21 protein-coding genes, 1 tRNA gene and 3 pseudogenes are annotated in these 21,717 nt (G+C 59.2%); 11 read left to right on the forward strand and 14 right to left on the reverse strand.

Translation table 11 applies throughout. The features are described from left to right. Window positions 1-434 precede the first annotated feature (434 nt). Window positions 435-3,149, forward strand: a complete 2,715-nt coding sequence (locus FPZ52_RS10705) for an autotransporter family protein (RefSeq protein ID WP_146365417.1) — start codon at window positions 435-437, stop codon at window positions 3,147-3,149. A 306-nt stretch (window positions 3,150-3,455) separates the two neighbouring features. Here FPZ52_RS10705 and FPZ52_RS19570 read toward each other — a convergent pair. The 4 genes and pseudogenes from FPZ52_RS19570 to FPZ52_RS10725 all read right to left on the reverse strand — a co-directional run. Beyond that, window positions 3,456-3,687: pseudogene (locus FPZ52_RS19570) on the reverse strand (transposase); the annotation flags it as partial. 195 nt (window positions 3,688-3,882) lie between these two features. Continuing rightward, window positions 3,883-4,302: a GFA family protein gene (locus FPZ52_RS10715; protein WP_240804353.1), complete on the reverse strand. Its 420-nt coding sequence runs from the start codon at window positions 4,300-4,302 to the stop codon at window positions 3,883-3,885. A 36-nt stretch (window positions 4,303-4,338) separates the two neighbouring features. Then, a complete protein-coding gene (locus FPZ52_RS10720; RefSeq protein WP_146365419.1) occupies window positions 4,339-4,785 on the reverse strand; it encodes an SRPBCC family protein in 447 nt (148 codons plus the stop codon). Beyond that, window positions 4,782-5,102, reverse strand: coding sequence for an ArsR/SmtB family transcription factor (locus FPZ52_RS10725; RefSeq protein WP_146365420.1), 321 nt, complete (start codon window positions 5,100-5,102; stop codon window positions 4,782-4,784). The genes FPZ52_RS10720 and FPZ52_RS10725 overlap by 4 nt, the downstream gene beginning before the upstream one ends. A gap of 282 nt (window positions 5,103-5,384) precedes the next feature. Between FPZ52_RS10725 and istA the strand changes: the two genes are divergently transcribed. Together istA and istB are read left to right on the forward strand one after the other, a co-directional pair. Then, window positions 5,385-6,914, forward strand: coding sequence for an IS21 family transposase (gene istA / locus FPZ52_RS10730; protein WP_146362628.1), 1,530 nt, complete (start codon window positions 5,385-5,387; stop codon window positions 6,912-6,914). After that, window positions 6,904-7,695 (forward strand): annotated as a pseudogene (gene istB, locus FPZ52_RS10735) (IS21-like element helper ATPase IstB). Before istA ends, istB begins: the two are co-directional and overlap by 11 nt. Before the next feature lie 115 nt (window positions 7,696-7,810). Here the strand turns inward: istB and FPZ52_RS10740 are convergent. Next, window positions 7,811-8,522 (reverse strand): annotated as a pseudogene (locus FPZ52_RS10740) (IS256 family transposase); the annotation flags it as partial. Between the two features lie 167 nt (window positions 8,523-8,689). On the opposite strand from FPZ52_RS10740, the gene FPZ52_RS10745 reads away from it, so the two are divergent. Both FPZ52_RS10745 and FPZ52_RS10750 read left to right on the forward strand, forming a co-directional pair. Next, window positions 8,690-9,577, forward strand: coding sequence for a tyrosine-type recombinase/integrase (locus tag FPZ52_RS10745; RefSeq protein ID WP_146365421.1), 888 nt, complete (start codon window positions 8,690-8,692; stop codon window positions 9,575-9,577). A 12-nt stretch (window positions 9,578-9,589) separates the two neighbouring features. Next, window positions 9,590-10,789 carry an IS91 family transposase gene (locus FPZ52_RS10750; protein WP_146365422.1) on the forward strand — a complete coding sequence of 400 codons (1,200 nt, stop codon included), beginning with the start codon at window positions 9,590-9,592 and terminating at the stop codon, window positions 10,787-10,789. A 492-nt stretch (window positions 10,790-11,281) separates the two neighbouring features. Here the strand turns inward: FPZ52_RS10750 and FPZ52_RS10755 are convergent, their stop codons facing one another. Beyond that, window positions 11,282-11,908: a DsbA family oxidoreductase gene (locus FPZ52_RS10755; RefSeq protein WP_168201309.1), complete on the reverse strand. Its 627-nt coding sequence runs from the start codon at window positions 11,906-11,908 to the stop codon at window positions 11,282-11,284. Continuing rightward, window positions 11,905-12,231, reverse strand: coding sequence for an antibiotic biosynthesis monooxygenase (locus FPZ52_RS18920; RefSeq protein ID WP_168201310.1), 327 nt, complete (start codon window positions 12,229-12,231; stop codon window positions 11,905-11,907). The genes FPZ52_RS10755 and FPZ52_RS18920 overlap by 4 nt, the downstream gene beginning before the upstream one ends. 107 nt (window positions 12,232-12,338) lie before the next feature. Here FPZ52_RS18920 and FPZ52_RS10760 point away from each other — a divergent pair, with 107 nt between their 5' ends. The 3 genes from FPZ52_RS10760 to FPZ52_RS10770 all read left to right on the forward strand — a co-directional run bounded on the left by FPZ52_RS10760 (window position 12,339) and on the right by FPZ52_RS10770 (window position 14,158). Next, on the forward strand, window positions 12,339-12,722 hold the full coding sequence (locus tag FPZ52_RS10760; RefSeq protein ID WP_146365424.1) for a winged helix-turn-helix transcriptional regulator: 384 nt from the start codon (window positions 12,339-12,341) through the stop codon (window positions 12,720-12,722). A 199-nt stretch (window positions 12,723-12,921) separates the two neighbouring features. Beyond that, complete coding sequence (locus FPZ52_RS10765) at window positions 12,922-13,416, forward strand: SOS response-associated peptidase family protein (RefSeq protein ID WP_146365425.1); 495 nt, start codon at window positions 12,922-12,924, stop codon at window positions 13,414-13,416. Window positions 13,417-13,648: 232 nt separating this feature from the next. After that, entirely contained in the window at window positions 13,649-14,158 is a 510-nt protein-coding gene (locus FPZ52_RS10770) for a DUF1993 domain-containing protein (protein WP_240804435.1), read from the forward strand. Window positions 14,159-14,477: 319 nt separating this feature from the next. Here the strand turns inward: FPZ52_RS10770 and FPZ52_RS10775 are convergent. From FPZ52_RS10775 to FPZ52_RS10785, 3 genes are all read right to left on the reverse strand, one after another. Beyond that, window positions 14,478-14,554 (reverse strand) — tRNA-Arg (locus FPZ52_RS10775). A gap of 86 nt (window positions 14,555-14,640) precedes the next feature. Continuing rightward, the gene (gene dapD, locus FPZ52_RS10780; protein WP_146365427.1) at window positions 14,641-15,468 is read right to left on the reverse strand and encodes a 2,3,4,5-tetrahydropyridine-2,6-dicarboxylate N-succinyltransferase; all 828 of its coding nucleotides are present in this window, start codon (window positions 15,466-15,468) and stop codon (window positions 14,641-14,643) included. A 74-nt stretch (window positions 15,469-15,542) separates the two neighbouring features. Beyond that, entirely contained in the window at window positions 15,543-16,463 is a 921-nt protein-coding gene (locus FPZ52_RS10785; protein WP_146365428.1) for a threonine/serine dehydratase, read from the reverse strand. Between the two features lie 90 nt (window positions 16,464-16,553). Here FPZ52_RS10785 and FPZ52_RS10790 point away from each other — a divergent pair, with 90 nt between their 5' ends. Both FPZ52_RS10790 and FPZ52_RS10795 read left to right on the forward strand, forming a co-directional pair. Continuing rightward, entirely contained in the window at window positions 16,554-17,384 is an 831-nt protein-coding gene (locus FPZ52_RS10790; RefSeq protein WP_146365429.1) for an LOG family protein, read from the forward strand. A 246-nt stretch (window positions 17,385-17,630) separates the two neighbouring features. Then, complete coding sequence (locus FPZ52_RS10795) at window positions 17,631-18,500, forward strand: LysR family transcriptional regulator (protein ID WP_146365430.1); 870 nt, start codon at window positions 17,631-17,633, stop codon at window positions 18,498-18,500. Here the strand turns inward: FPZ52_RS10795 and tspO are convergent. Both tspO and FPZ52_RS10805 read right to left on the reverse strand, forming a co-directional pair. Next, entirely contained in the window at window positions 18,473-18,946 is a 474-nt protein-coding gene (gene tspO, locus FPZ52_RS10800; RefSeq protein ID WP_146365431.1) for a tryptophan-rich sensory protein TspO, read from the reverse strand. The genes FPZ52_RS10795 and tspO overlap by 28 nt on opposite strands. Before the next feature lie 54 nt (window positions 18,947-19,000). Then, the gene (locus FPZ52_RS10805; RefSeq protein ID WP_146365432.1) at window positions 19,001-19,438 is read right to left on the reverse strand and encodes a c-type cytochrome; all 438 of its coding nucleotides are present in this window, start codon (window positions 19,436-19,438) and stop codon (window positions 19,001-19,003) included. A gap of 179 nt (window positions 19,439-19,617) precedes the next feature. Here FPZ52_RS10805 and idi point away from each other — a divergent pair, with 179 nt between their 5' ends. Next, window positions 19,618-20,148, forward strand: coding sequence for an isopentenyl-diphosphate Delta-isomerase (gene idi, locus FPZ52_RS10810; RefSeq protein ID WP_146365433.1), 531 nt, complete (start codon window positions 19,618-19,620; stop codon window positions 20,146-20,148). On the opposite strand, the gene FPZ52_RS10815 is transcribed toward idi, so the two are convergent. Together FPZ52_RS10815 and rlmN are read right to left on the reverse strand one after the other, a co-directional pair. Beyond that, a complete protein-coding gene (locus FPZ52_RS10815; RefSeq protein ID WP_146365434.1) occupies window positions 20,149-20,328 on the reverse strand; it encodes a hypothetical protein in 180 nt (59 codons plus the stop codon). 161 nt (window positions 20,329-20,489) lie between these two features. Beyond that, window positions 20,490-21,665, reverse strand: coding sequence for a dual-specificity RNA methyltransferase RlmN (gene rlmN, locus FPZ52_RS10820; protein ID WP_146365435.1), 1,176 nt, complete (start codon window positions 21,663-21,665; stop codon window positions 20,490-20,492). Window positions 21,666-21,717 lie beyond the last annotated feature (52 nt).

The following is a 21,717-nucleotide window of genomic DNA, read 5'->3' on the forward strand; positions in this document are numbered from 1 at the left end:
CATTAGCTAGCTAATAATAAGCTAGCTAATTTATGTTGATCGTCAGGTCAACCCGCTGCCAGGGCAGGTCAGTCTTCACCGGAGCAGAAATTTCCGGAACTTCGAATGCGCTGAACCGAACAGTCTTTCGTTACCGGCGCGGCCCGCCATAGTATGCAGATGCGTTAATCAAGGGGCGCAAGCGCTTCGTGATTGCGAAGTTCTGAATTAACAGACGAGCGCGTCGTAATGGCCACTCGCATAGCCACCCGGTGTTCGGCCAAACCACTGTCAGCCAATGGAATCGAAGCGATCCGCGGGCAGGCTCCCTGTGTTTTCGACATAATTGGTGCTCGGGTGCAAGGCGAGTTGACACAGCGTAAAATACCAGTGACATTTGCCGTACATCGCCGATCCATAGGCCGCGGCACTGACCTGAGCGAGTGAGGTACCCCATGCGCGCACGCCCAACGACACTACCCGGTCAGCTTTCATCTGCGGCAATTGTCGGGATCGTGATGTTGTCGCCGCACAGTGCCGACGCCGAATGCGTTACGGATGACGCGGAGGGCACGATCATCTGCACGGGGGGCGGCCCCGGCATCACGGTCGGCCCGGGCCAAAGCTATGACATCACGCTCGAACCCGGCGCCCAGATCTGGAGCGGCGGGATCGTGATGGATGATGCGGACGAGATTTCCATCGCCAGCGAAGGGCAGCTGAATGGCGGCGTCTCGGGCTCGCTTAGCGGCGATTTCAGTTTTTCGAACCTGGCTGCGCTCAACGGCGGCGTTCGGGTCGCGGGTCCGGGCATGATGACTCTGAACAATGCGGCGACGGGCGTGCTCGATGGCGGAGTTCGCTTGCTGTCCGGCACCTCGGCGCTGGCGTATAATTTCGGGACGGTTACCGATGGCGTGACAACCGCCGATGGCGACGATGTGGTCGCCAACTACGCTGGCGCGCGGATTGCGAATGGGGGTGTCTCGACCGCGGCAGGCGACGATTATCTGTACTGGGAAGGCGGAGAGGTACAGGGTGGGGTGAACCTCGGCGCCGGGGCGGACACTGCCGAAATCCATGCCGGGCTTGTCGGCGGCGGGTTGGCTGCCTCGGACGGCGACGACACGCTGTTCTGGTACGGTGGGAAGATCGAAGGCAGCGTGACGATGGGAGACGGCACCGACAACGCCGTTCTCGAAGGGCTGGACGAGATCGTCGGCAGCAATCTGAACGCCTGGCAGACGATAGACGGCGGCGAAGGCAGCGATCTGCTGTTCTGGCGCGCAACGACCGGCAGCGTCGTCACCCGCCTGACCAACTGGGAGCAGATCCTCGTCGAGGACAGCGCCGAGCTGACCTTCAACGGTACGCTGACGCTTGGCGACTCGGGCACGGGCACTGGCGAGATCTACATCGATCGCACCTCCACGGTCTTTGGCGGCAGCTGGACGAACACCCCGACCGTTCAACCATTCGCCCCGGATCAGTTGGCGCGGGTCGCCAACGCTGGCACGATCGACCTTCTGGACGGGGCGCCAGACGATCATTTTCGCATCGTCGGCGACTATGACGGCTATGACGGCCGCCTGCGGTTCGATACGCAGCTTGACGGCGACGGGTCTCCTTCCGACCGGCTTGTCCTGAGTGGCGGCGAAGCGTCGGGACGGACCTATCTCGGCATCAACAACGTCAACGGCCAGGGCGCAGCAACCAGGGGTTCCGGGATCATGGTGGTTCAGGCCGAGGAAAACGGTGCGACCACCGAAGACGGTGCATTCGCGCTGGAAGACGAGGTGAAGGCAGGTGTCTACGAATACTGGCTTTACCGCGGCGGATTGACCGATGGTACGGAAGAGAACTGGTATCTGCGCAACACGGTTGTCGAGGAACCCGATCCAGATCCTGACCCAGATCCTGATCCTGATCCTGACCCAGATCCTGATCCTGATCCTGATCCTGACCCAGATCCTGATCCGGGTCCTGGTTCCGACCCTGACCCTGATCCCGAGCCTGGTGGTGACGAGAAACCCATCCCGGAACCGGAGACCCCGGACCCGCCGGTCGATCCCGGTCGACCGGATCCGGACGATCCGGACACCCCCGATCCGACTGACCCGACCGATCCCGATCCTGTCGATCCACCCACCGACCCGGACCCGACGGGTCCGGACGGTGACGGCGATATCGGGACGCCGATCATCCGACCGGAGATCCCGGCCTACACCCTGGTTCCACGTCTTGCCGAGCGCATGGGGCTGGCTTCGATCGGCACCTTTCACAAGCGCCGTGGCGACCAGTTCAACTTGGGCGAACTCGATCCGGAAAACCTCGTCTGGGCACGCCTCTACGGATCGTGGCAGCATTTGCACTGGGACGAAAACGAACTGCAGAACGGCTACGAACTGGATGCTCGTTTCGAGGGAGATCTCTACGGCGTTCAGGCCGGGGTCGACCTCATGCACGCCGAGACGGATTCCGGTGGCATCCAACGCGTGGGGATCTATTACAGCTATTCCGGCCTCGCCGGAGATGCGCAGGGCGATGTGCTGCTCCGCAATGATGTTTCAACCGGCACGATCGATATGACCCAGCACGCAATTGGTGCGTATTGGACGCGGGTTGAGCCGTCCGGATGGTATTTCGATGCTGTTGGCCAGTATGGCGACTTCAGCGCAACGGCGAAGTCGGATCATGACATCAAGGCTGACTTCGACGGGCGCAGCTACGTGCTATCCTTTGAAGCCGGCCGCGCCATACCGATCGACGATGTTCTCTCCATCGAGCCGCAGGCTCAACTCGTCTGGCAGGGCATGAGCTTTGCGACCGCCAGTGACGGCTACACGGACATTGATTTCAGCGACTTCAACACCGTGACGGGCCGACTTGGTGCGCGTCTCGAATATCGTGGCCCCGTCGGCGGATACGAGGGCGTCAGCCATCTGGGCCTGGACTACTGGCACACCTTCGATCAGACGGAACGTATCGCCTTTAATGACGCGGCGTTCGAGATCGGCACCGGGCGACGCTCGCTTGAAGTCACGGCGGGAACGTCGCTGCATATGGCCGAAGGCGTTAATGCTTTCGTGGATGTCACCTACGACATCGATGTCGACGATTCTGCGCGCTACGCATTCGGGGGGATCGTGGGGCTGACCTATAATTGGTAGACGTGACGCGTGAAGTGGTCTGTCCGCGAGTTGGCCATGCGCTGGCAAGCACAGGAGACGCTTTGCGTGGTAATTTTGGAAGCCAAGGAGAAGCGCGAGTGTCATCGCGGAATCGGTTTGTGGACGAGTTCAAAAGGGACGCTGTGGCGTAGATTGCCGATTGCGGCTACGCGGTCAGCGAGGTGGCCGAAGGGCTTGGGGGAAGCACCAGGTCGCTTTGCATATGGAAGGCGCAGTTTGCGAAGCCTGTCAGAGGCGGCCAAGGCGCTCATCGATACCTCATTGAGGGGCATCGATCCTGAAGATGCGGAGTGGGGCGCGGCAGGCGGAGAAGGTCACGGGGTCGGCCAGTCCTTCCAGATCACCGAAGGACTGAAGCTGCCCTGCCTTGTGCAGCGCCGATAGACCGACCTTCCAGGAAGAGGCGCTGGGACAGCCGGGCCAGGACGCGCACGGGCAGAAGGAAGGCAGAGCGGCAAGCGATCCAGCGTGTAGCGTCAGGTGACAGGCCGCCGCTCGGCACGATCATGTGGACATCCGTTCCGGCTTCCGGAAGGTGCGCCGCAAAGTTATGCCGCAGCGTGTGCAGCGCGCTGCCCGGATGCTTGATCCCTGCGATGTGCTTTGCCGAGCTGAAGGCGCGGTGGAGATGTCCGGCGCGCAGATCGCCCGGCGTCAAAATGTCCGGCGCGGGTCACCGCGATCAAGGGTGCTGGCATGCGTCCATCGGCATTTAACCGGGCACCATCCGTTCGAATTTCTGCACTGCGGGATCAATCGTATCCCATGCATGTCCGCGGATGCTGTATGTAAGCGCTTGCGGGTTGAATTGATCTGGGTCGTCAAGGCTGGCCGCGTGGAACGCGATCAAGTCCGGCATTGCCGCAAATGTCAGGAAAACTGGTGTTCCGTACGTTGGGCAGAAGGCATGGGTCTTGTCATTCCCACTATCTGCGGCCACGCTCCATTGTGACGCCCTGCCGGTAATTTTCACGTTGGCGCGCTGTGGGAAGGTCAGATAGGACCCGTGCCCGGTCCCGCTTCGCTTCTGGCAATCGGTGCATTGGCAGTGGTTCTCGAAGATGGGCTCGCTCTTGGTTTCATAGCGGATGGCGCCGGAGGCGCAGCCGCCCTGATAGGTCTTCGTGCTCATTGAGATTATCCTCATTCCTGATGTGCCGGTGTGCGATCAGAGATCTAATCCCTGACCGGTTTCGAGGAAGGACTTCATGCTCGAAAGCACTAGCGGCCAGCCCTTGCTGACGCCGTTTAGCATGCCGCTGCCGGGCTGCAGCTCGTCATGCGCGACCGTCAATTTGACCACGTCGCCTTGCGGTTCGATGTCGAAGGTGACACGGCTGTATTGGTCTGGATCGTCCTTCTGGCTTTCATTCGCCCAACTGATGACGAGCCGCCTCGGCGGGTCGCTTTCGAGGATCTCACCCACGAGATCGACGGTGCGCGCCGCATCAGTGCGAACATGCTGCCAACTGGAGCCGGGTTGCCAGTCGTTCGAGACATTCTCATGGCCCCAGTAGCGGCGGGCCAGTTCCGGCCTCGTGATCGCTTCGAACACCTTTTCGGCCGTCGTGCGGATAAAGGTGACGTAGACGAAGCTGGCTGATTTATCGGTCATGTCTTCTTCCTTTCAAGTTCCTGTTTGAGGTCGTGGAGAAGGCTCAGGCGTCCTTCTTCAAACTTGCGGATCCAACGCTCGTAGACCTCGTAAAGCGGGACTGGGTTGATGAAGTGTAGTTTCTCGCGTCCGCGCCGCACCGTACTGATGAGATTGGCTTGTTCTAAAAGGCCAAGATGCTGGGTCACGGATTGGCGTTTCATGTCCATGGTCTCGCAGAGCTGTCCGAGTGTCTGACCGTTCTTCTCGCAAAGACGGTCGAGCAGCATCCTGCGCCCGGGATCGGCCAGGGCCTTGAACACCTTGTCGTCATCCATCTGTGCCTCCGTATGTGACGGGTGCCATATATGCAGGTATTTGACTGCATGTCAACATTAGCAGGTCAATACCTGCATATTTACGAAGAGCGAGAGATGACCGGAGGACTGACGCTATCCGGCGATCACCGCCTACGAGGCGAATATCCGGTCTGGGAAGGGATGGACTGTTGATTTCCGCTGAGAAGTGTCCCGGTAGCCCACAATAGTTTCACTGAGAATTGACCCATGTGGACACGTTGTCCCTGACGATTTTGGTCGGGGAGATATGGAGTGATCGGCATGGGATTTTTGAGTGTTATTCGACGCTGGGCATTGCGTGACAAAGTGCCAATCCGCGAGATTTCCCGGCGCACGGGCCTGTCTCGCAACACCATCAGAAAGTATCTTCGCGAAGGCGCTGTAGAGGCGAAGTTTAAGACGCCATCTCGGCCGAGCAAGCTGGACCCGTACGCGGACCGTCTATCTGTTTGGTTGCTGGCGCAGACGCGGAAGCCGCGCAAAGAGCGCCGTACCGTGAAGCAAATGCATGCCGATCTGGTCAAGCTTGGCTATGACGGCTCCTATGGTCGCGTGGCGGCGTTCGCTCGGGCCTGGCAGTCGGATCGACACCGGGCAGAGCAGACGACGGGACGCGGCACATTCGTGCCCTTGGTATTCCAGCCCGGCGAAGCGTTCCAGTTCGACTGGAGCGAAGACTGGGCGAACATTGGCGGCGAGCGGATCAAGCTGCAGGTCGCTCATATCAAGCTGTCGCACAGCCGGGCCTTTTTGGTGCGAGCCTACCCGCTGCAAACCCACGAGATGCTGTTCGACGCCCACTGGCACGCATTCCGCGTCTTCGGCGGCGTACCGGGGCGAGGCATTTACGACAATATGAAGACGGCGGTGGATCGGGTTGGCCGCAGCAAACAGCGGGACGTCAACGCACGTTTCAGGGCCATGGCCAGCCACTACGTTTTTGAGCCCGAGTTCTGTAACCCCGCCGCTGGTTGGGAGAAAGGTCAGGTCGAGAAGAACGTGCAAGATGCGCACAACCGCATGTGGCAAGTCATGCCTGTCTTCAAGGATCTGGATGAATTGAACCAATGGTTGGAGGATCGCTGTTTGGCCCTTTGGGCGGAAACGGCGCATCAGACGTTACCCGGCTCCATCGCTGACGCTTGGAACGCTGAGAAGCCTACCTTGATGGCGCTGCCACCGGCCTTTGATGGGTTTGTCGAGCACAGCAAGCGGGTATCGCCGACATGCCTCATTACCTTCGAGCGCAATCGGTACAGCGTTCCCGCCAGCTTTGCCAACCATCGTGTCAGTTTACATGTCTATCCAGATCGGCTGGTCGTCGTGGCAGAGGGCCAAACCGTATGCAGGCACCATCGGATCATCGACCGAACACATCGCAAACCGAGTAAAGTCGTTTACGATTGGCGCCACTACCTGGCTGTTGTCCAGCGCAAATCTGGCGCCTTACGCAATGGCGCACCGTTCACAGAGATGCCTGAAGCCTTCCGCCGTCTGCAGGATACCATGTTGCGCAAAGAGGGCGGTGACCGGGAGATGGTCGATATCCTGTCCTTGGTCCTGCATCATGACGAGGCCGCCGTTCTATGTGCCGTAGAACTGGCACTTGAAGCTGGCGTGCCTACCAAGACGCATATCCTGAACCTGCTCCACAGGCTGATCGACCGCAAATCAACCAATCATCCCGAGGTCGACACACCAGATGCCCTGTCCTTGGAAACGGCGCCAAAGGCCAACGTCGACCGCTATGACGCTCTGAGACAGGCTGGAGAAAATCGCCATGCGTCATGACCCTGCAGGCGCCTCAATCGTGATCATGCTACGCAGCTTAAAGCTGCATGGCATGGCGCAGGCCGTCGATGATCTGGTCGCCCAGGGCGCTCCAGCGTTCGAGGCCGCAACGCCGATGTTGTCCCAGTTGCTCAAGGCCGAGATGGCAGAACGAGAAGTGCGCTCCATCGCCTATCACACGAAGGTGGCCCGCTTTCCGTCTTACAAGGACCTCGCGGGCTTTGACTTCAAATCCAGCGAGATCAATGAAGCCACCGTCCGGCAGTTGCACCGTGGCGCGTTCATGGAAAACGCCGAGAATGTCGTCCTGATCGGCGGACCGGGCACCGGCAAAAGCCACATCGCAACGGCCATCGGCGTCCAGGCCATCGAGCATCACAGGTGCAAAGTGCGCTTCTACTCGACCGTGGAACTGGTCAACGCGCTGGAACAGGAAAAGGCGCTCGGAAAGGCCGGCAGAATGGCCGAGATGCTCACCAAGATTGACTTGGTCATTCTTGACGAGCTCGGCTACCTGCCGTTCAGCTCATCAGGCGGCGCGTTGCTGTTCCACCTCCTGGGCAAACTATATGAGCGCACCAGTGTGATCATAACCACGAACCTCAGCTTCTCCGAATGGGCTCAGGTCTTCGGCGACGCGAAGAGGACAACAGCCCTCTTGGACCGGCTCACTCACCGCTGCCACATTCTGTAAACCGGCAACGACAGCTACCGCTTCAAGGCCAGCTCCGAGGCCGCAAGGAAAACGCGAAAGGAGGCCCAGGCATTGACCGTCAAATAGTCGCTGATACATAAACAAGCGTGGGTCAAATCTCGGTGAAAATACCGCGTCACTTCTCAGCGGAAATCAACAGTGGTAGGCCTTCGAAGCTGGCGTTCAGGGCCAAGCGCTTGATCTGCTCCATCAGGATTGCGCCGACTAGCCTGGGGATCGAGCTCTCGTTGGGAAAGATGCCGACGACATTGGTGCGCCGCTTGATCTCGCCGTTGAGACGCTCGATCGGGTTCATGCTGTGAAGCTTGGCGCGATGCTGGGCGGGGAATGTCATGTAGGCCAGCACATCCTCCTCGGCCGTATCCATGAGCGTGGCGAGCTTCGGCAGCTTCGGGCGCATCTGGTCCGTGACCAGCCGCCATTGGGCCTTGGCGGTGGCATGGTCCGACTGGGCGAAGGCCGTGGCGATGAAGGCCGACACCACCCTGCGGCTGCTCTTGCCGGCATGGGCCAGGGCATTGCGCCGGAAGTGGACGCGGCAGCGCTGCCAAGTCGTGGTCAGCACCCGCGCAGCCGCGGCCTTGATGCTCGTGCGCGTCACTGAGCACTAACGTCACTCCGCCGAGACCACGTCGCACGAGGTCTCGGAGGAATTCGGTCCAGAACGATGAGCAGGATCAGTAAACAGTCCGGAAGACTGTTTGCCCTGCGAATGCCTCGGAGGCCCCGATCGCCATGCCCTGAACATCGCGCCGCCTGTCGGTGTTCACACCGACAGCGATGGTGACGGCGGCAGAGACGAGGCGCCCGCCCTGCCGCACCTTGAGATAGGTGGCATCGATCCAGAAATAGGGCCATTCGCCCTCGATCGGCCGGGTCGGGGAGGCATCGACCCAGACCTGTCACGGGATCGCAACACCATCGGCGGGAGGACTAAGCCGCTCCGCGGCATTGGCGCTCTTGGCTGATGGTGTGCAACACCCGTAGCGGGGTGCGTTTTGCGATCTTTCTGACCTGTCTGATGATTGGGGCCTTCTCACTCATCAGACAGGAGGCTCCCATGACAGAGGAGAGAGTGACCCCGCTGCGCCAGCGGATGATCGAAGACATGAACATCCGGAGTTTAGGCGAGAAGACCCAGAAGGCCCATAGTCGCAATGTGAAGCACTTCTCGGCTTTTCTCGGTCGACCCCCGGATACGGCGACACCCGAGGACCTGCGATCGTATCAGTTGAAGATGACCGAGGACGGGGTATCGGTCAGCACCTTCAACGTGCGTATCATTTCCTTGCGGTTCTTCTTCGGCGTGACCTGCGGACGCGAAGAGATGAAACGCTTCATGCAGTTCCACCGCAAGCCCCGCAAGCTGCCCATTGTGCTCAGCGTCGAGGAGGTGGCCGACTTGTTGGCCGCCGTTCCCGGACCCGGGCTCAAGTATCGCGCTGCCCTCGGCATCAGCTATGGCGCAGGGCTGCGCGCTTCGGAGGTATGCCACCTCAAGGTAACAGACATCGATAGCGATCGGATGCTGATCCATTTCGATGACGGCAAGGGCGGACGCGATCGCAAGGCGATGCTGTCGCCCAATCTGCTGGCGTTGTTGCGCGACTATTGGTGCGAATCCCGTCCGGAGGGATGGCTGTTCCCGGGCAAACCCAAGATCAATCCGCTGTCGCCACGCCAGTTAAACCGGGCGTTCACCTCGGCCAAGCACGTGGCGGGCATAAAGAAAGCGGCAACGCTGCACACGCTCCGCCACAGCTTCGCGACCCATCTGCTTGAGGCGAACACAGACGTGCGGGTCATTCAGGTGCTTCTCGGCCACGCCAAGCTGACGACCACTGCGCGTTATGCCCATGTGGCCACCAAGACGATCCGCAGCACTGTCAGCCCCTATGAGCAAATCAAGCTGCTGCAAGACGAGACCCTGCGACGAGGGATGCAATAGCGCCCGGGACCAGTGGCTCGACCAAAGCTGGAGATCGCTGACATCTTTCGACGATACGGACCTGCGTGGCGGCAGGCCAATACGGGGCATGTCAGCCTTGCGCAGCTGAAGGTGATGTCAGCAATTGAAGCCTGCCGGACTGAGGCGCTCGGCGGGCATGTGGCGGGCTGCACCAAGTGCGGCCACCATCACATCGCCTACAACAGTTGCAAGAACCGCCATTGCCCGAAGTGCCAAGGGCCAGCAGCGCGAGACTGGATGGAGGCGAGCGCGGAAGACCTGTTACCCGTGGAGTATTTCCACGTGGTCTTTACGCTACCGGCGGAGATCGCGCAAATCGCCTATTGGAACAAGAAGGCCGTCTACGGCCTGCTATTCAAGGCGTCGGCGGAAACGGTGATGACCATCGCCACCGATCCCAAACACATGGGCGCGAAGGTGGGTATGACCAACGTTCTGCACACATGGGGCTCAGCTCTGACCCATCATCCCCACGTCCATATGATTGTTCCCGGCGGCGGGCTATCGCCGGACGGCACCAAATGGGTGGCCTGCAAGCTTGGGTTCTTCCTGCATGTGCGGGTGCTGTCGCGACTGTTCCGACGCCTGTTTCTGGAAGGGCTGATGGATCTGCACCGCGTCGGACAGCTGGCCTTCTTCGGCGATCTCAAGCGGCCGGCGCATGCAGATACCTTTGCCACCTGGCTCGCTCCGTTCCGCAAATCCGAATGGGTGGTCTATGCCAAGCCACCCTTCGGCGGCCCGGAGGCCGTGCTCGCCTATCTGAGCCGATACACCCACCGCGTGGCGATCTCGAACCATCGCCTGATCAGCGCCGACGCCGACACCGTGGCCTTCCGCTGGAAGGATTACCGCATCAAATCCGGCGACCGCCAAAAGGTCATGCGGCTTGCCACGCCCGAGTTCATTCGTCGCTTCCTGATCCACGTCCTGCCCGACGGCTTCCACCGCATCCGGCATTATGGCCTGCTGGCCAGCGCGACGCGCAAGGCCAACATCACAAAGATCCGTACCTTGCTGTATGTCCAGCGCCCGGATCAGGCCACCGTGTCAGAACCCGCAGCCGAGATCATCCCGCTAACCCTGCGCGAACCATGCCCCTGCTGCGGTGGACCAATGCGCCTCATCGAGGTCTTTCGTCGCGGGCAGAAACCGATGTCGCGGGCACCTCCCAGGGAGCAGGCCGCATGACACACCGCCTGCCATCTATCATCTTTTACAGAATGACACCGGCTGCTCCCTGTAGACCCGGCCAGGCCGGATTGTGCCTGCCGTCACCGGTCAGGCCGCTCGGGTGCATTTGCCCCCAATCCCTCCGTGCTGTTGGAGCAATCGGGGGGCGGATCGGTCGCCAGCCACGCTATCAGCCGCAATCAGATCCAATGGTTGCCCCAAGCGTCCGCGCACTTTCCCCATAGTCCGATCCAAGACCCCCGCGGCTTCCTCCTTCCGAGGTTTGTCAACGCGGGCCGCCACCGCGGGATGGCCACCGGTGCGCCCCGGCCCGCATCAAAAAACCTTCAGGGGAGATGCCATTTGCTGCGTCTTGGGCGAACGGCAGCGATGCGCAGATAGTGATCTTTGCAAAGTTCGTATGACGGCGCCGGGTCAATTGTGCAAGCGACCCATACCGGACCTTCGACGAAGGGCGCACGCAGGTCCGGTTGGCGGTGTAGTGAGAGACTAGTGTAAAGTACGCCTTAGTAAATCTCCCAACGCCAGCCCTTTTTGATTAACCGAAACAGGCTGGCCACCATCAATCACGAGGTTTGGTACCCCGCGAATACCTTGCTGAGAACCTCGGCTTAGGTCCTGCTGAACAGCATCACCGAAACTGTCGGATTGCTGAAAGCTACGAGCTTCTGCCTGTTCAATACCCGCCTCCAAAGCAATACCAGCTAAAACATTCAGATCAGCAATGTTTAGTCCTTCTGAGTGATATGCTCGGAAGATGAGTTCACGCAACATGTCCGTCTGCATGGTTCCTTTCGCGAAATGGGTAAGTCGATGCGCATCGAAGGTGTTGACGGGAAGCGCACGGTGTAAATTGAGATCGAGACCTTCATCCGTGCCGATTGAAATGATTTGCGCGATCCGCGTCTCTGCCTCTTCTACGCTTGAGTACCATCCGAGCATGGCTTCGGCAGCGGTCTGACCGGGAACATTGCTCGCTTTGCTATCAAGTTGGTAGGCGCGCCAAGTGATCTTTGGGCGGGCATCGGGTGAAAGGTCTGCGAGCGCATTTTTCAGCCTTCGGTGGCCGATGTAGCACCAAGGACAAACAAAGTCGGAATACACTTCAATGCTCATGGCCGGACCTCTCCGATCGCGACGAAGGTTTGTCTCGAACCTTGGGTGGAAAGTTCGCGAAAGGCTCTCTCTAGCGCAGCCATGCGGCCTTTCGAATCCGACTCGCGTTCGAAGGAGTGGAAGGCATCTTCGGTCTCCCATTCGACTATTGCTCGCACGATCAATCCATCAGTGCTGGCCAAGAAGCGGGCGGAGCTATATCCAGGGTAAGATGCAACCCATTCTTTCTGGATTTCTGCGAATGCTGACGCGATCTTTGCTTGGTCCTCGGCGTTGGATGCCGAGTAGTCGATGATGGAATAAAATTCTGAGGATGGCTTCATCTCATTCTCCTTTTGCGTCCACTACTTGCATATGATGTTCGGTTATGAACTAACTATACGAAAGCCCATAGCTCCAACAAGAACGCACTTTTTGGTAAGGCACTAACATGGTGAACGTGACTAAAGCTGACAGAACCCAAAGCCCTCTTACGGAGGGCTGCCTATGGCGTGATGTCTTTAATCACGTCACAAGCCGTTGGGGATTTCTGATCCTGATCGCGCTGGTAGACAGCCCCCTGCGTTTCTACGAGCTGCGTAACAAGGTTGAGGGTATCAGTGAGAAAATGCTGTCTCAAACCGTCAAACTACTCATGCGCGATGGTCTGGTGAGCCGACATGTAGAAGAAACCATTCCGCCGCAGGTATCTTACGCACTCACGGATATGGGCCGTGAGATCGCTATGAAGCTAGATGTCGTTTCCGATTGGATCGGTGCTCATGCGAGCAAAATAGAGCAGGCGCAGGCACGTTTTGATTGCATAGCAGGCTGAGCCGGAACACTCTCCTGCCGAACGCCCCAACCTAAGCAACATTGACCCGCCCTGCGGTTGACGATCACATGGGCAGGAGTACAGCGACCCCAGGTGCCGATCACTGAAGCAGGACGGTCGCAATTCGATCTTTGGGTCAGTCACCTGACACGGAAGTCGGTTTTGCTTGGCATCTGGCAGTGAGTTGGTAACACTACCGTTGAGATTTCGGACGACCAAGAAATCGAAGAAGACCGGTAACATCATCAAGCCGAGCGCTTGGAACAACGCACGCGACGACAAGCTGCGCAGCGCATCGTTGTGGAAGGAAAGCTTCATCCAGCGCCGCTGTCTTGTGCCGGCCACAAGCTTCTGCGAGGCCAAGGGACGCAATCCGGCAGTTTATCATTGGTTCGTCATGAGGGGTGACGACGAACGCCCACCATTCGCATTCGCGGGCATGTGGACGCTGTCCAAGTACATGACGAAAGATGGACCGGAAGAAACCGAAACCTATACCTTCATCACTACGACGCCGAATGAGATCGTGAAGCCAATACATCCAGATCGGATGCCCGTGATCCTAGATCCGGACAGCTATGATCAGTGGATGGATGGGGGCACGGATGATGTGGTCGAACTGCTGAAGCCATACCCCACCGACCAGATGCAGATCGTCAGGCAGGGAGAGGGTGAGCGATCAGACGTGATTTGATGGTGTGGTACTGCAAGAGTCGGCGTGAGGCATGAGCGGCAGCAATGCGCAGGAAGCGCCCTTTGCAAAGTCGTGGCCGGTTCACGACAGCGGACCTTCGTACAATTTGCAGCGAATTCGGACTGTGAGCCCTTAGTGACGGATGCTGCGACACACACAGAATACCGCTTAGGGAATTGCCTGTGCACTGCCTCAGGGGTATCGTTTGAGCATGACAACATCCCTATTCGATATGAGTGTTCCGACGTACTTGCAAACGGTGCGGTCAATCGGGGTGTGCCTAGACAAGGCAGTAGTGCATTGCTCTGAGGTCCGAATTGATCCTGATGACTTCGTGGAAGCACATCTGGTGTCGGATATGGCTCCGTTCTGGTTCCAGATCGAATGCGTGGCAAACTATTCCGTCTGGGGATTGAACGCCATCAAGCATGGTGCCTTCAACCCACCTGACCTTGTCGGTGTGACCCCTTTCCGCGAATTGCGGAGCAGGATCGCAGCGACGGAGGCCGCATTGGTGGAGTTCGAGCCAGATGAAGTCAACGCATGGTCAGGAAAGAAACTTGACATGCAAATACACACAGATCCCCAAACGTCTGCGTTTACCTCTGAAACGTACCTACTGTCATTTTTGCTGCCGAACTTTTACTTCCATGCGGTCACCGCCTACGACATCCTTCGTATGCGAGGCGTGCCAATTGGGAAGAGCGATTTCGAGGGCCATCTGCGCGTTGACCCGCGATAGATTGACTTCATCTTTGCGCTTTCCCAGCACCCAGAAACTTGTAGACACGAATAGCTGACGGTCAGATTGGGCAATGGAACGGCAGCTAGGTCCCGCAGTTCAGCCGCCCGAACGTCCCGGAACGAGCGACTGCTTCAGCCGTGACATGCCGCGTTTCAGTGTAATCGTGCAAGCTTATGGTTTCGTTGTGCAAGCTTATGCTAATCAAGTCTACGATGCTTCAATCAACCCATGGTAAAACAACAATTATTTCAATGGCCATTTCTGGCAGAATCACTTGGGTGTGCAAACTTATGGTACATTGGCAAACTGCTATGGGTGGCGATCCCACGAGGACTCGAACCCCGAACCTGCTGATTAGAAGTCAGCTGCTCTATCCAGTTGAGCTATGGGACCGCACCGGCACGCTCATAGGGCTGAATCGTGCCAAGATCAAAGTGTATTTGGACGGACGGCGGTTGCGCCCGCCCGTCCGGTCTGTCTTAGTCGCGTAGCAGCTCGTTGATCGAGGTTTTAGAACGGGTTTTCTCGTCTACCCGCTTCACGATGACCGCGCAGTAGAGGTTTACACCGTTTTTCGAGGGCATTGAGCCGGACACGACGACGGAACCGGCGGGTACTTCGCCATAGCTGACGTCACCGGTTTCGCGGTCGACGATCTTGGTGGACTGACCGATGAAGACCCCCATGCCGATGACCGACCCTTCCCGAACGATGACGCCTTCGACGACCTCGGACCGGGCCCCGATGAAACAGTTGTCCTCGATGATGGTCGGGCCGGCCTGCATGGGTTCAAGCACGCCGCCGATGCCGACGCCACCCGACAGGTGAACCCCCTTGCCGATTTGCGCGCAGGATCCGACCGTGGCCCACGTATCGACCATCGTGCCCTCATCGACATAGGCGCCGAGGTTGACGAAGCTGGGCATCAGGACCACGCCCGGCGCGATGAAGGCAGACTTGCGGACGACACAGTTCGGCACAGCGCGGAACCCCGCGGCCTTCCATTGGTTGTCGCCCCAGCCCTTGAACTTGCTGTCGACCTTGTCCCACCAGCCGCCGCCTTGCGGGCCGCCTTCGTGCTGTTCCATGTCCTTCAGGCGGAAGCCCAGAAGAACCGCCTTCTTCGCCCACTGGTTGACATGCCAATCCCCGTTCGCCTGGCGTTCGGCGACGCGCAGCTTACCGCTGTCGAGGGCCTTCAGCGTGTCCTCGATTGCCTCGCGGGTTTCGCCTGTTGTGGCGGGCGTGATCTGGTCGCGGGCGTCCCACGCGGCTTCGATGGCGGTTTCCAGTTGGGCGTTCGACATGAGACAGGCTCCGTTGCGTGTGCGTTAGGTCGCATGCCGTATAGCGGTCGAGACGCCGGGGCACAATCTGGGTGTCATGTCATGGGATCGGGGGCGATGTTGGCACCGCAGATCAGCACCGCCACCTTTTCGCCCGCTTCCGGCACATAGGCTGCGGACATCAGCGCAGCGAGTGCCGTTGCGCCAGCCGGTTCGACGAGGATGCGCGCCTGTTGCCACAGGGCAATCTGCGCCTCGCGAATTGCGTCGTCCGGAACCAGCCGACAGTCGATGCGCTGTTCTACCGCAAGGTCGAAACAGATCTGGCCGATCCGCTTTGCACCCAACGAGTTCGCGGCAATGCCCGACACATCGACATCAACAAGGGCGCCGACCGAAAGGGCCGCGTTCAGTGCGCAGGAGGTTTGGGGTTCGACCGCGACGATCTTTCGGCGGCCGTTCAGCCAAGCCATCGCGCCGGCGATCAACCCTCCGCCGCCCACGGCAATCAGCACCGTATCGGCGTCAAGGCCCTGACTCTCCCATTCGCTCATGCACGTGCCTTGCCCGGCAACCGTCAAAGGTGCGTCATAAGCGTGAACCTGCATTGCGCCGGTGTCGGCTTCATGGGCGCGGGCGGCGGCAAGCGCATCGGCATAGGCGCCGGGGACGACCTGCAACTCGGCGCCGCTGCGTTCGATCAAGGCGATTTTTGAAGACCCGGCCATTTCAGGGACGAAGATCTTGGCAGGGTATCCCAGCTTTGAGGCCGCGTAGGCAACAGCAGCCCCGTGATTGCCACCGCTCGCTGCAACGATCCCACCTTCGGGCACCTCTTGCGCAAGCAGCGTGTTGAACGCGCCGCGTGCCTTGAAGGTGCCGGTGTGCTGCATGTGTTCCAGCTTGACCTCCACCGGGACGGGAAGGCCGAATCCGTCGAGCTTTGTTACCGGGGTGCGTCTGACATGCCCATTGATCCGTTCCTGAGCGCATTCGATTTCGGTCGGCCAGCCCATGGGATTCTCCTTCAGGTAATGCCTGTCCACTGGTCAGTGTCGGCGGCTTGGGATAGTCCGGTATGACCACACACGCAATGCCGAGGCCACATGTCAAAAGCCAAACGCCGCAGTTCCCATCCGCTTCCTGATGCACGTGATGATATCCAGCGTGCCGACGATTTGCCGGATACGCCTCAGACACGGTCGCCGACGCACCGCTTGGCCTTTGTCGACAATGACTTCATGTGCCGCGATGAATTGCGTCCGGTTCGGTTGCAGCTTGAACTGCTCAAGACTCACATGGCGCTGGAGGAACGTGGTATCAATTCCACCGTGGTGATGTTCGGCGGTGCGCGCATCCCTGAACCCTCCCGAAAAGAGGGAGCCCGGACGAAGACACTGGCGGAACTGTCGCACTTCTACGACGAGGCGCGGGAATTTGCCCGGCTGATGACGCTGAAAAGCGTGGAAAGCGGGAACACTGAAGATGTAATCGTGACGGGCGGTGGCCCCGGCGTGATGGAGGCAGGCAATCGCGGTGCCGAAGATGCTGGCGGTGTATCCATAGGGTTGAACATCGTACTGCCGCATGAACAGGCGCCCAACGCCTACGTGACACCTGACCTGAGTTTCAACTTCCACTACTTCGCCATCCGCAAGATGCATTTCCTGATGCGGGCCAAGGCGATCACGGTATTCCCCGGTGGGTTCGGCACGCTCGACGAGTTGTTCGAGACCCTGACCCTGATACAGACCCGGCGGATGAGCCAATTGCCCGTGTTGCTGTTCGGCGAAGCCTTCTGGCGCAGGATCATCAATTGGGAGGCGCTGGCGGCTGCCGGAACGATTTCCGATTTCGACCTGAACCTGTTCAGCTTTGTCGAGACGGCCGCGGATGCCGTGAAGCTGATCGAGGTCGCGGAGAAGTCCGCCGAGTGAACAGGCGGACCAGCGTCCCGATTGCGGACCGTATCCGCGACGTGTCCGGATAGCTGTCGTAGAATTCCTGCTCCAACTGGGCGGCGGTTTTGTGCGGCGGAAAGTATCTGGGCGGCCGTGGCGGCGGTATGAACATCGTTTGCCTCCTGTGGTTGATCGGGTAAGGTCCAGACCCGAGGACAGGCGCTTTATGGTGTCTCGTCCCGAGTCCCTGTAGCCACGGAAACCGCAGAGCGTTTTGCAAGAATGAGAAACGTCAATCTCAACGACCTGCAGTGCTTTCTGGCTGTTGCCGATTCCGGAACCTTGTCGGAGGCAGCACGTCGTCTGGACATGAGTGTTGCAACGCTGGGGCGGCGAATGGTTCAACTGGAGGAAACGGTTGGGCGCAAGCTGTTCGTGCGGCAGCAATATGGCTATGCATTGACGCAGGAAGGGCTGGATTTTCGGGATCGGTTGCGACCGTTCGGAGCAGCCTATGCCGATTTCGCGCGCTGGCTGGCTGATGACACGCAGCGGCCAGAAGTACGCCTGTCGGCGGGCACATGGACGGCAAACTTCCTGGCCGAGCACTTCGTCGAGTTGTGCAGCCCTGAAGATGCGTTCGATCTGGTATTCGTGGCGACCGAGGCGCGACTCAATCTGAAGCAGCGCGAAATCGATATCGGGTTACGCAACGGCCAACCGACGGAAAGCAATCTGGCGGCGCGGCGGTTGGTGAAGGTCACATTCGCGCCGTTTCGGTCCCGGTCCCTGGTCGGGATCGGGACGGAGCGATGGGTGGGACTGACCCGAGATACGGCTGTGACGCCTTCGTCACGATGGGTGCTCGACCACCACGGGGCGGACATCGTGGCGCATGCCAACGGCCCTCGGGCGCTGTTCGATCTGGTCAATGCGGGCATCGGGATCACCGTGCTGCCCTGCTTCGCGGGCGACCGTCATCCGCAATTGGAGCGGGCCGGGGATGTGATCGAGGAACTGACCGAGTTTCAATGGCTGGTCATGCATGCCGATGGCCGCCACCGTCCTGCAGTCAGGAAAGTGGCGGACCGGATCGTCGATCTGATTGGACGTCATAAGACGCTTTATTCGGGCGAGTTGCCGTCAAGGTGAACATTCATGCGCAGGATTTCCAGATTCAGCGCCGATGCAAGGCTGACCCACAGTAGATAGGGCAGGAACAACAGTCCTGCGAGCATGTCGAACTGGAAGAAGAAAAACGCCGTTGCAGCGACTGCGAACCAAAGCAGAATGATCACGACAAGTCCCACGCGCATCCGGTGAGCGCCGAAAAAGATGGGTGACCAGATGGCATTGAGTGTCATTTGCAGTGCCCAAAGTCCGATCGCGAAGGCGCTGCCCACCTGCACCGCCACGCGTGAGGCCGCGAGCGCGATCAGAATGTAAAGCGTTGTCCAGACGACTGGAAAAACCCATTTGGGTGGTGTCCATGCTGGCTTCTGCAGGTCGTCATACCAGCGACCCGGCTGGAAGATGACGCCGGTTGACCCTGCTACCGCGCAGGATGCCAGAAATACGAAGTACAAGATCCAATCCATGACTGCTCCTTTTCGGATACCCAGCGTCCGACGGCGTTTAAGGTTCCCGCTGTTCTAGTTGGCTTGCGTTGGCGCGAAGCTTTCAATGAAAGCGAACAGATCGCGCGCTTCATCTTCACTTCGGGTCTTGAAGGCCATTTTGCTGCGTGCCTTGTTGTCGTCAAGATAGGTTTGAAGGAAGACGGTCGGATCCTGCAGGAACGCGACGAAATCCTTTTTCGTCCAGATCAACCCGGCCTCACCCGCTTCGCGCATCGGGGCGGAGTAGTTCCGGAAGTCCGGTTCCGTGCCCGCGACCCGCCCAATCACGCCATACAGGTTTGGGCCGGTTCTGGCGTTTCGACCGGCAAGCACATCGCCATTGTCATCGCGTACGACATGGCAGGCTTGGCATTTTCGGAACGCTTTTTCGCCGTTGTCGATATCGCCTTGCGCGAAGGCAGGCAGGGCAGTGGCGGTCAAGAGTAGTGCGGGCAGGATGGTCGGTCGCATTGGGCTTCCTTTGGTCTTTTGCCGTTAATGGCATTCCGCGCTATGGCTGGCAACGTGCCGGAAGGTCTCACCCGATGCGGCGTGATGTCCGCGTGAAATCGGTTGGGGTAATGCCTATTGTGATCGGGCGGGTGGCATGGCACTGGCCCGTCCAAGATATCTGGGAGTCGGACACCGCGATGAACCAACTAATTCCCGCCTGGGTCGACGGCGAATTGCGGCCCGTCGAAAAGCTTTCGGTGCATCGCCGGGGTTTGAAGCACAAAGCGGTTTCGGTGTTCGTGCTGGATGGTGATCGCGTGCTGGTCCAGCGCCGGGCGATGAGCAAGTATCATACGCCGGGCTTGTGGGCGAACACCTGCTGTACGCACCCGAAATGGGGAGAAAGCTCTCCCGATTGCGCGGTGCGCAGGTTGAAGGAAGAACTCGGCATCACCGACTTCTATCCGGCCTTGCGCGGCACGGTCGAATACCGTGCGGATGTCGGCGGCGGCATGATCGAGCATGAGGTCGTCGATCTTTTTGCGGGACAAGCGCCGGGTGACCTGCGGATCGACCCTAATCCTGATGAAGTCATGGAAACCGCGTGGATGGGCATATATGACCTGATGGCGGAAGTCGTGCGCCACCCGCGCCGGTATACGCCATGGATTCGGGTCTATCTGGCAGACTATGCGGATTCGATTTTTGGGCAGATCAAGCGTGATTGATCAAAAATCCCAGTTGCGAAGGATATCGCCGGTGTGTTTGTCGACCAGTATCGCGCGCTCTATCTTGTCAGTTTCCTGGCGCCAGCTTGTCAACTGCGCTTCTGCTTCGACTGCGGTTGCCACCTCGGCTTCACGGAAAACTTGGCGCGATCCATCGAGCGCAAATATTGCGTAGGTCATCGTAATGCCGCGAGAAAAATGTTTCAGACAATAGCTATAAAGTTCTGCCAGATAATTCGGGCAAGATCATGGCACCCCCTTACGCTGTAAACGCGGCGTTAGAAACGAAGAACCCCACGTAATTACGTGGGGTGACTTGTTAAGAATGCAGAGCTTTTGGCCTATCCGGCGGCGAGCCGAGGAGTTCGTGCCTTCTTCGCGCGTTCGCTGGCGGATTTCAACTGGCCGCAGGCGGCCATGATGTCCTCGCCGCGAGGGGTGCGGATGGGCGACGCGTAGCCTGCATTGTGGATGATATCGGCAAAGCGGTGGATACGGTTGTTCGAGGACCGCTTGTAGGGCGCACCCGGCCATTCGTTGAACGGGATCAGGTTCACCTTCGCGGGAATGCCCTTGATCAGATCAATCAGGCGGTATGCGTCTTCGTCGCTGTCATTCACGCCGTCGAGCATGACGTATTCAAAGGTGATCCGTTCGGAGTTCGACAGTTTAGGGTAGGCGCGCAAGGCGTCCAGAAGTTCCGCGATGTTCCACTTCTTGTTGATCGGCACCAGCTTGTTGCGGGTCTCGTCTTCGGTTGCGTGGAAGCTGACAGCCAGAAGGCAGCCGATTTCTTCGGCGGTGCGCGCGATTTCCGGCACGACGCCAGAGGTAGACAGCGTGATGCGGCGTCGCGACAGGCTGATACCTTCGGGGTCCATCGCGATCTTCATCGCGTCGCGGACGTTTTCAAAGTTGTAGAGCGGCTCACCCATGCCCATCAGGACGATGTTTGACAGAAGGCGCGTTTCGTCCTTGGGGTGGCGGCCCGGCTGTGGCCATTCACCCAGATCGTCACGGGCCAGCATGACCTGGCCGACAATTTCACCGGGGGTCAGGTTGCGGACCAGTCGCTGCGTGCCCGTATGGCAGAAGGAGCAGGTCAGCGTGCAGCCCACCTGGCTGCTGATGCACAGCGTACCGCGACCTTCTTCGGGGATGTAGACGGTTTCGACCTCATGCCCGCCCGCGATACGCACCAGATATTTGCGGGTGCCGTCATCGCTGATCTGACGGCTGACGATCTCGGGAATCTCGATCGTGAAGTTCGCGGAAAGCAGGGCGCGGTATGGCTTCGCCAGATTGGTCATCTGATTGAAGTCACGCACACCCTTCTGATAGACCCATTGCCAGACTTGATTGACCCGCATTTTCGCCTGTTTTTCGGGCGTGCCGGCCTCAATCAGCGCGTCACGCAGTTGCGCGCGCGTCAGGCCGACGAGGTTGGTTTTGCCGTCCTCGGGCAATTTGCGTGGGATGGTCAGAACATCCTGCGTGATGGGTGCGCTGGCGGTCATTGGTCCGGACTCTCTTGGGTAAGCCACGTCCCATATAGCAATTCACAGCCCA

Source organism: Qingshengfaniella alkalisoli, from assembly GCF_007855645.1.
GTDB classification, from domain to species: Bacteria; Pseudomonadota; Alphaproteobacteria; order Rhodobacterales; family Rhodobacteraceae; genus Qingshengfaniella; species Qingshengfaniella alkalisoli.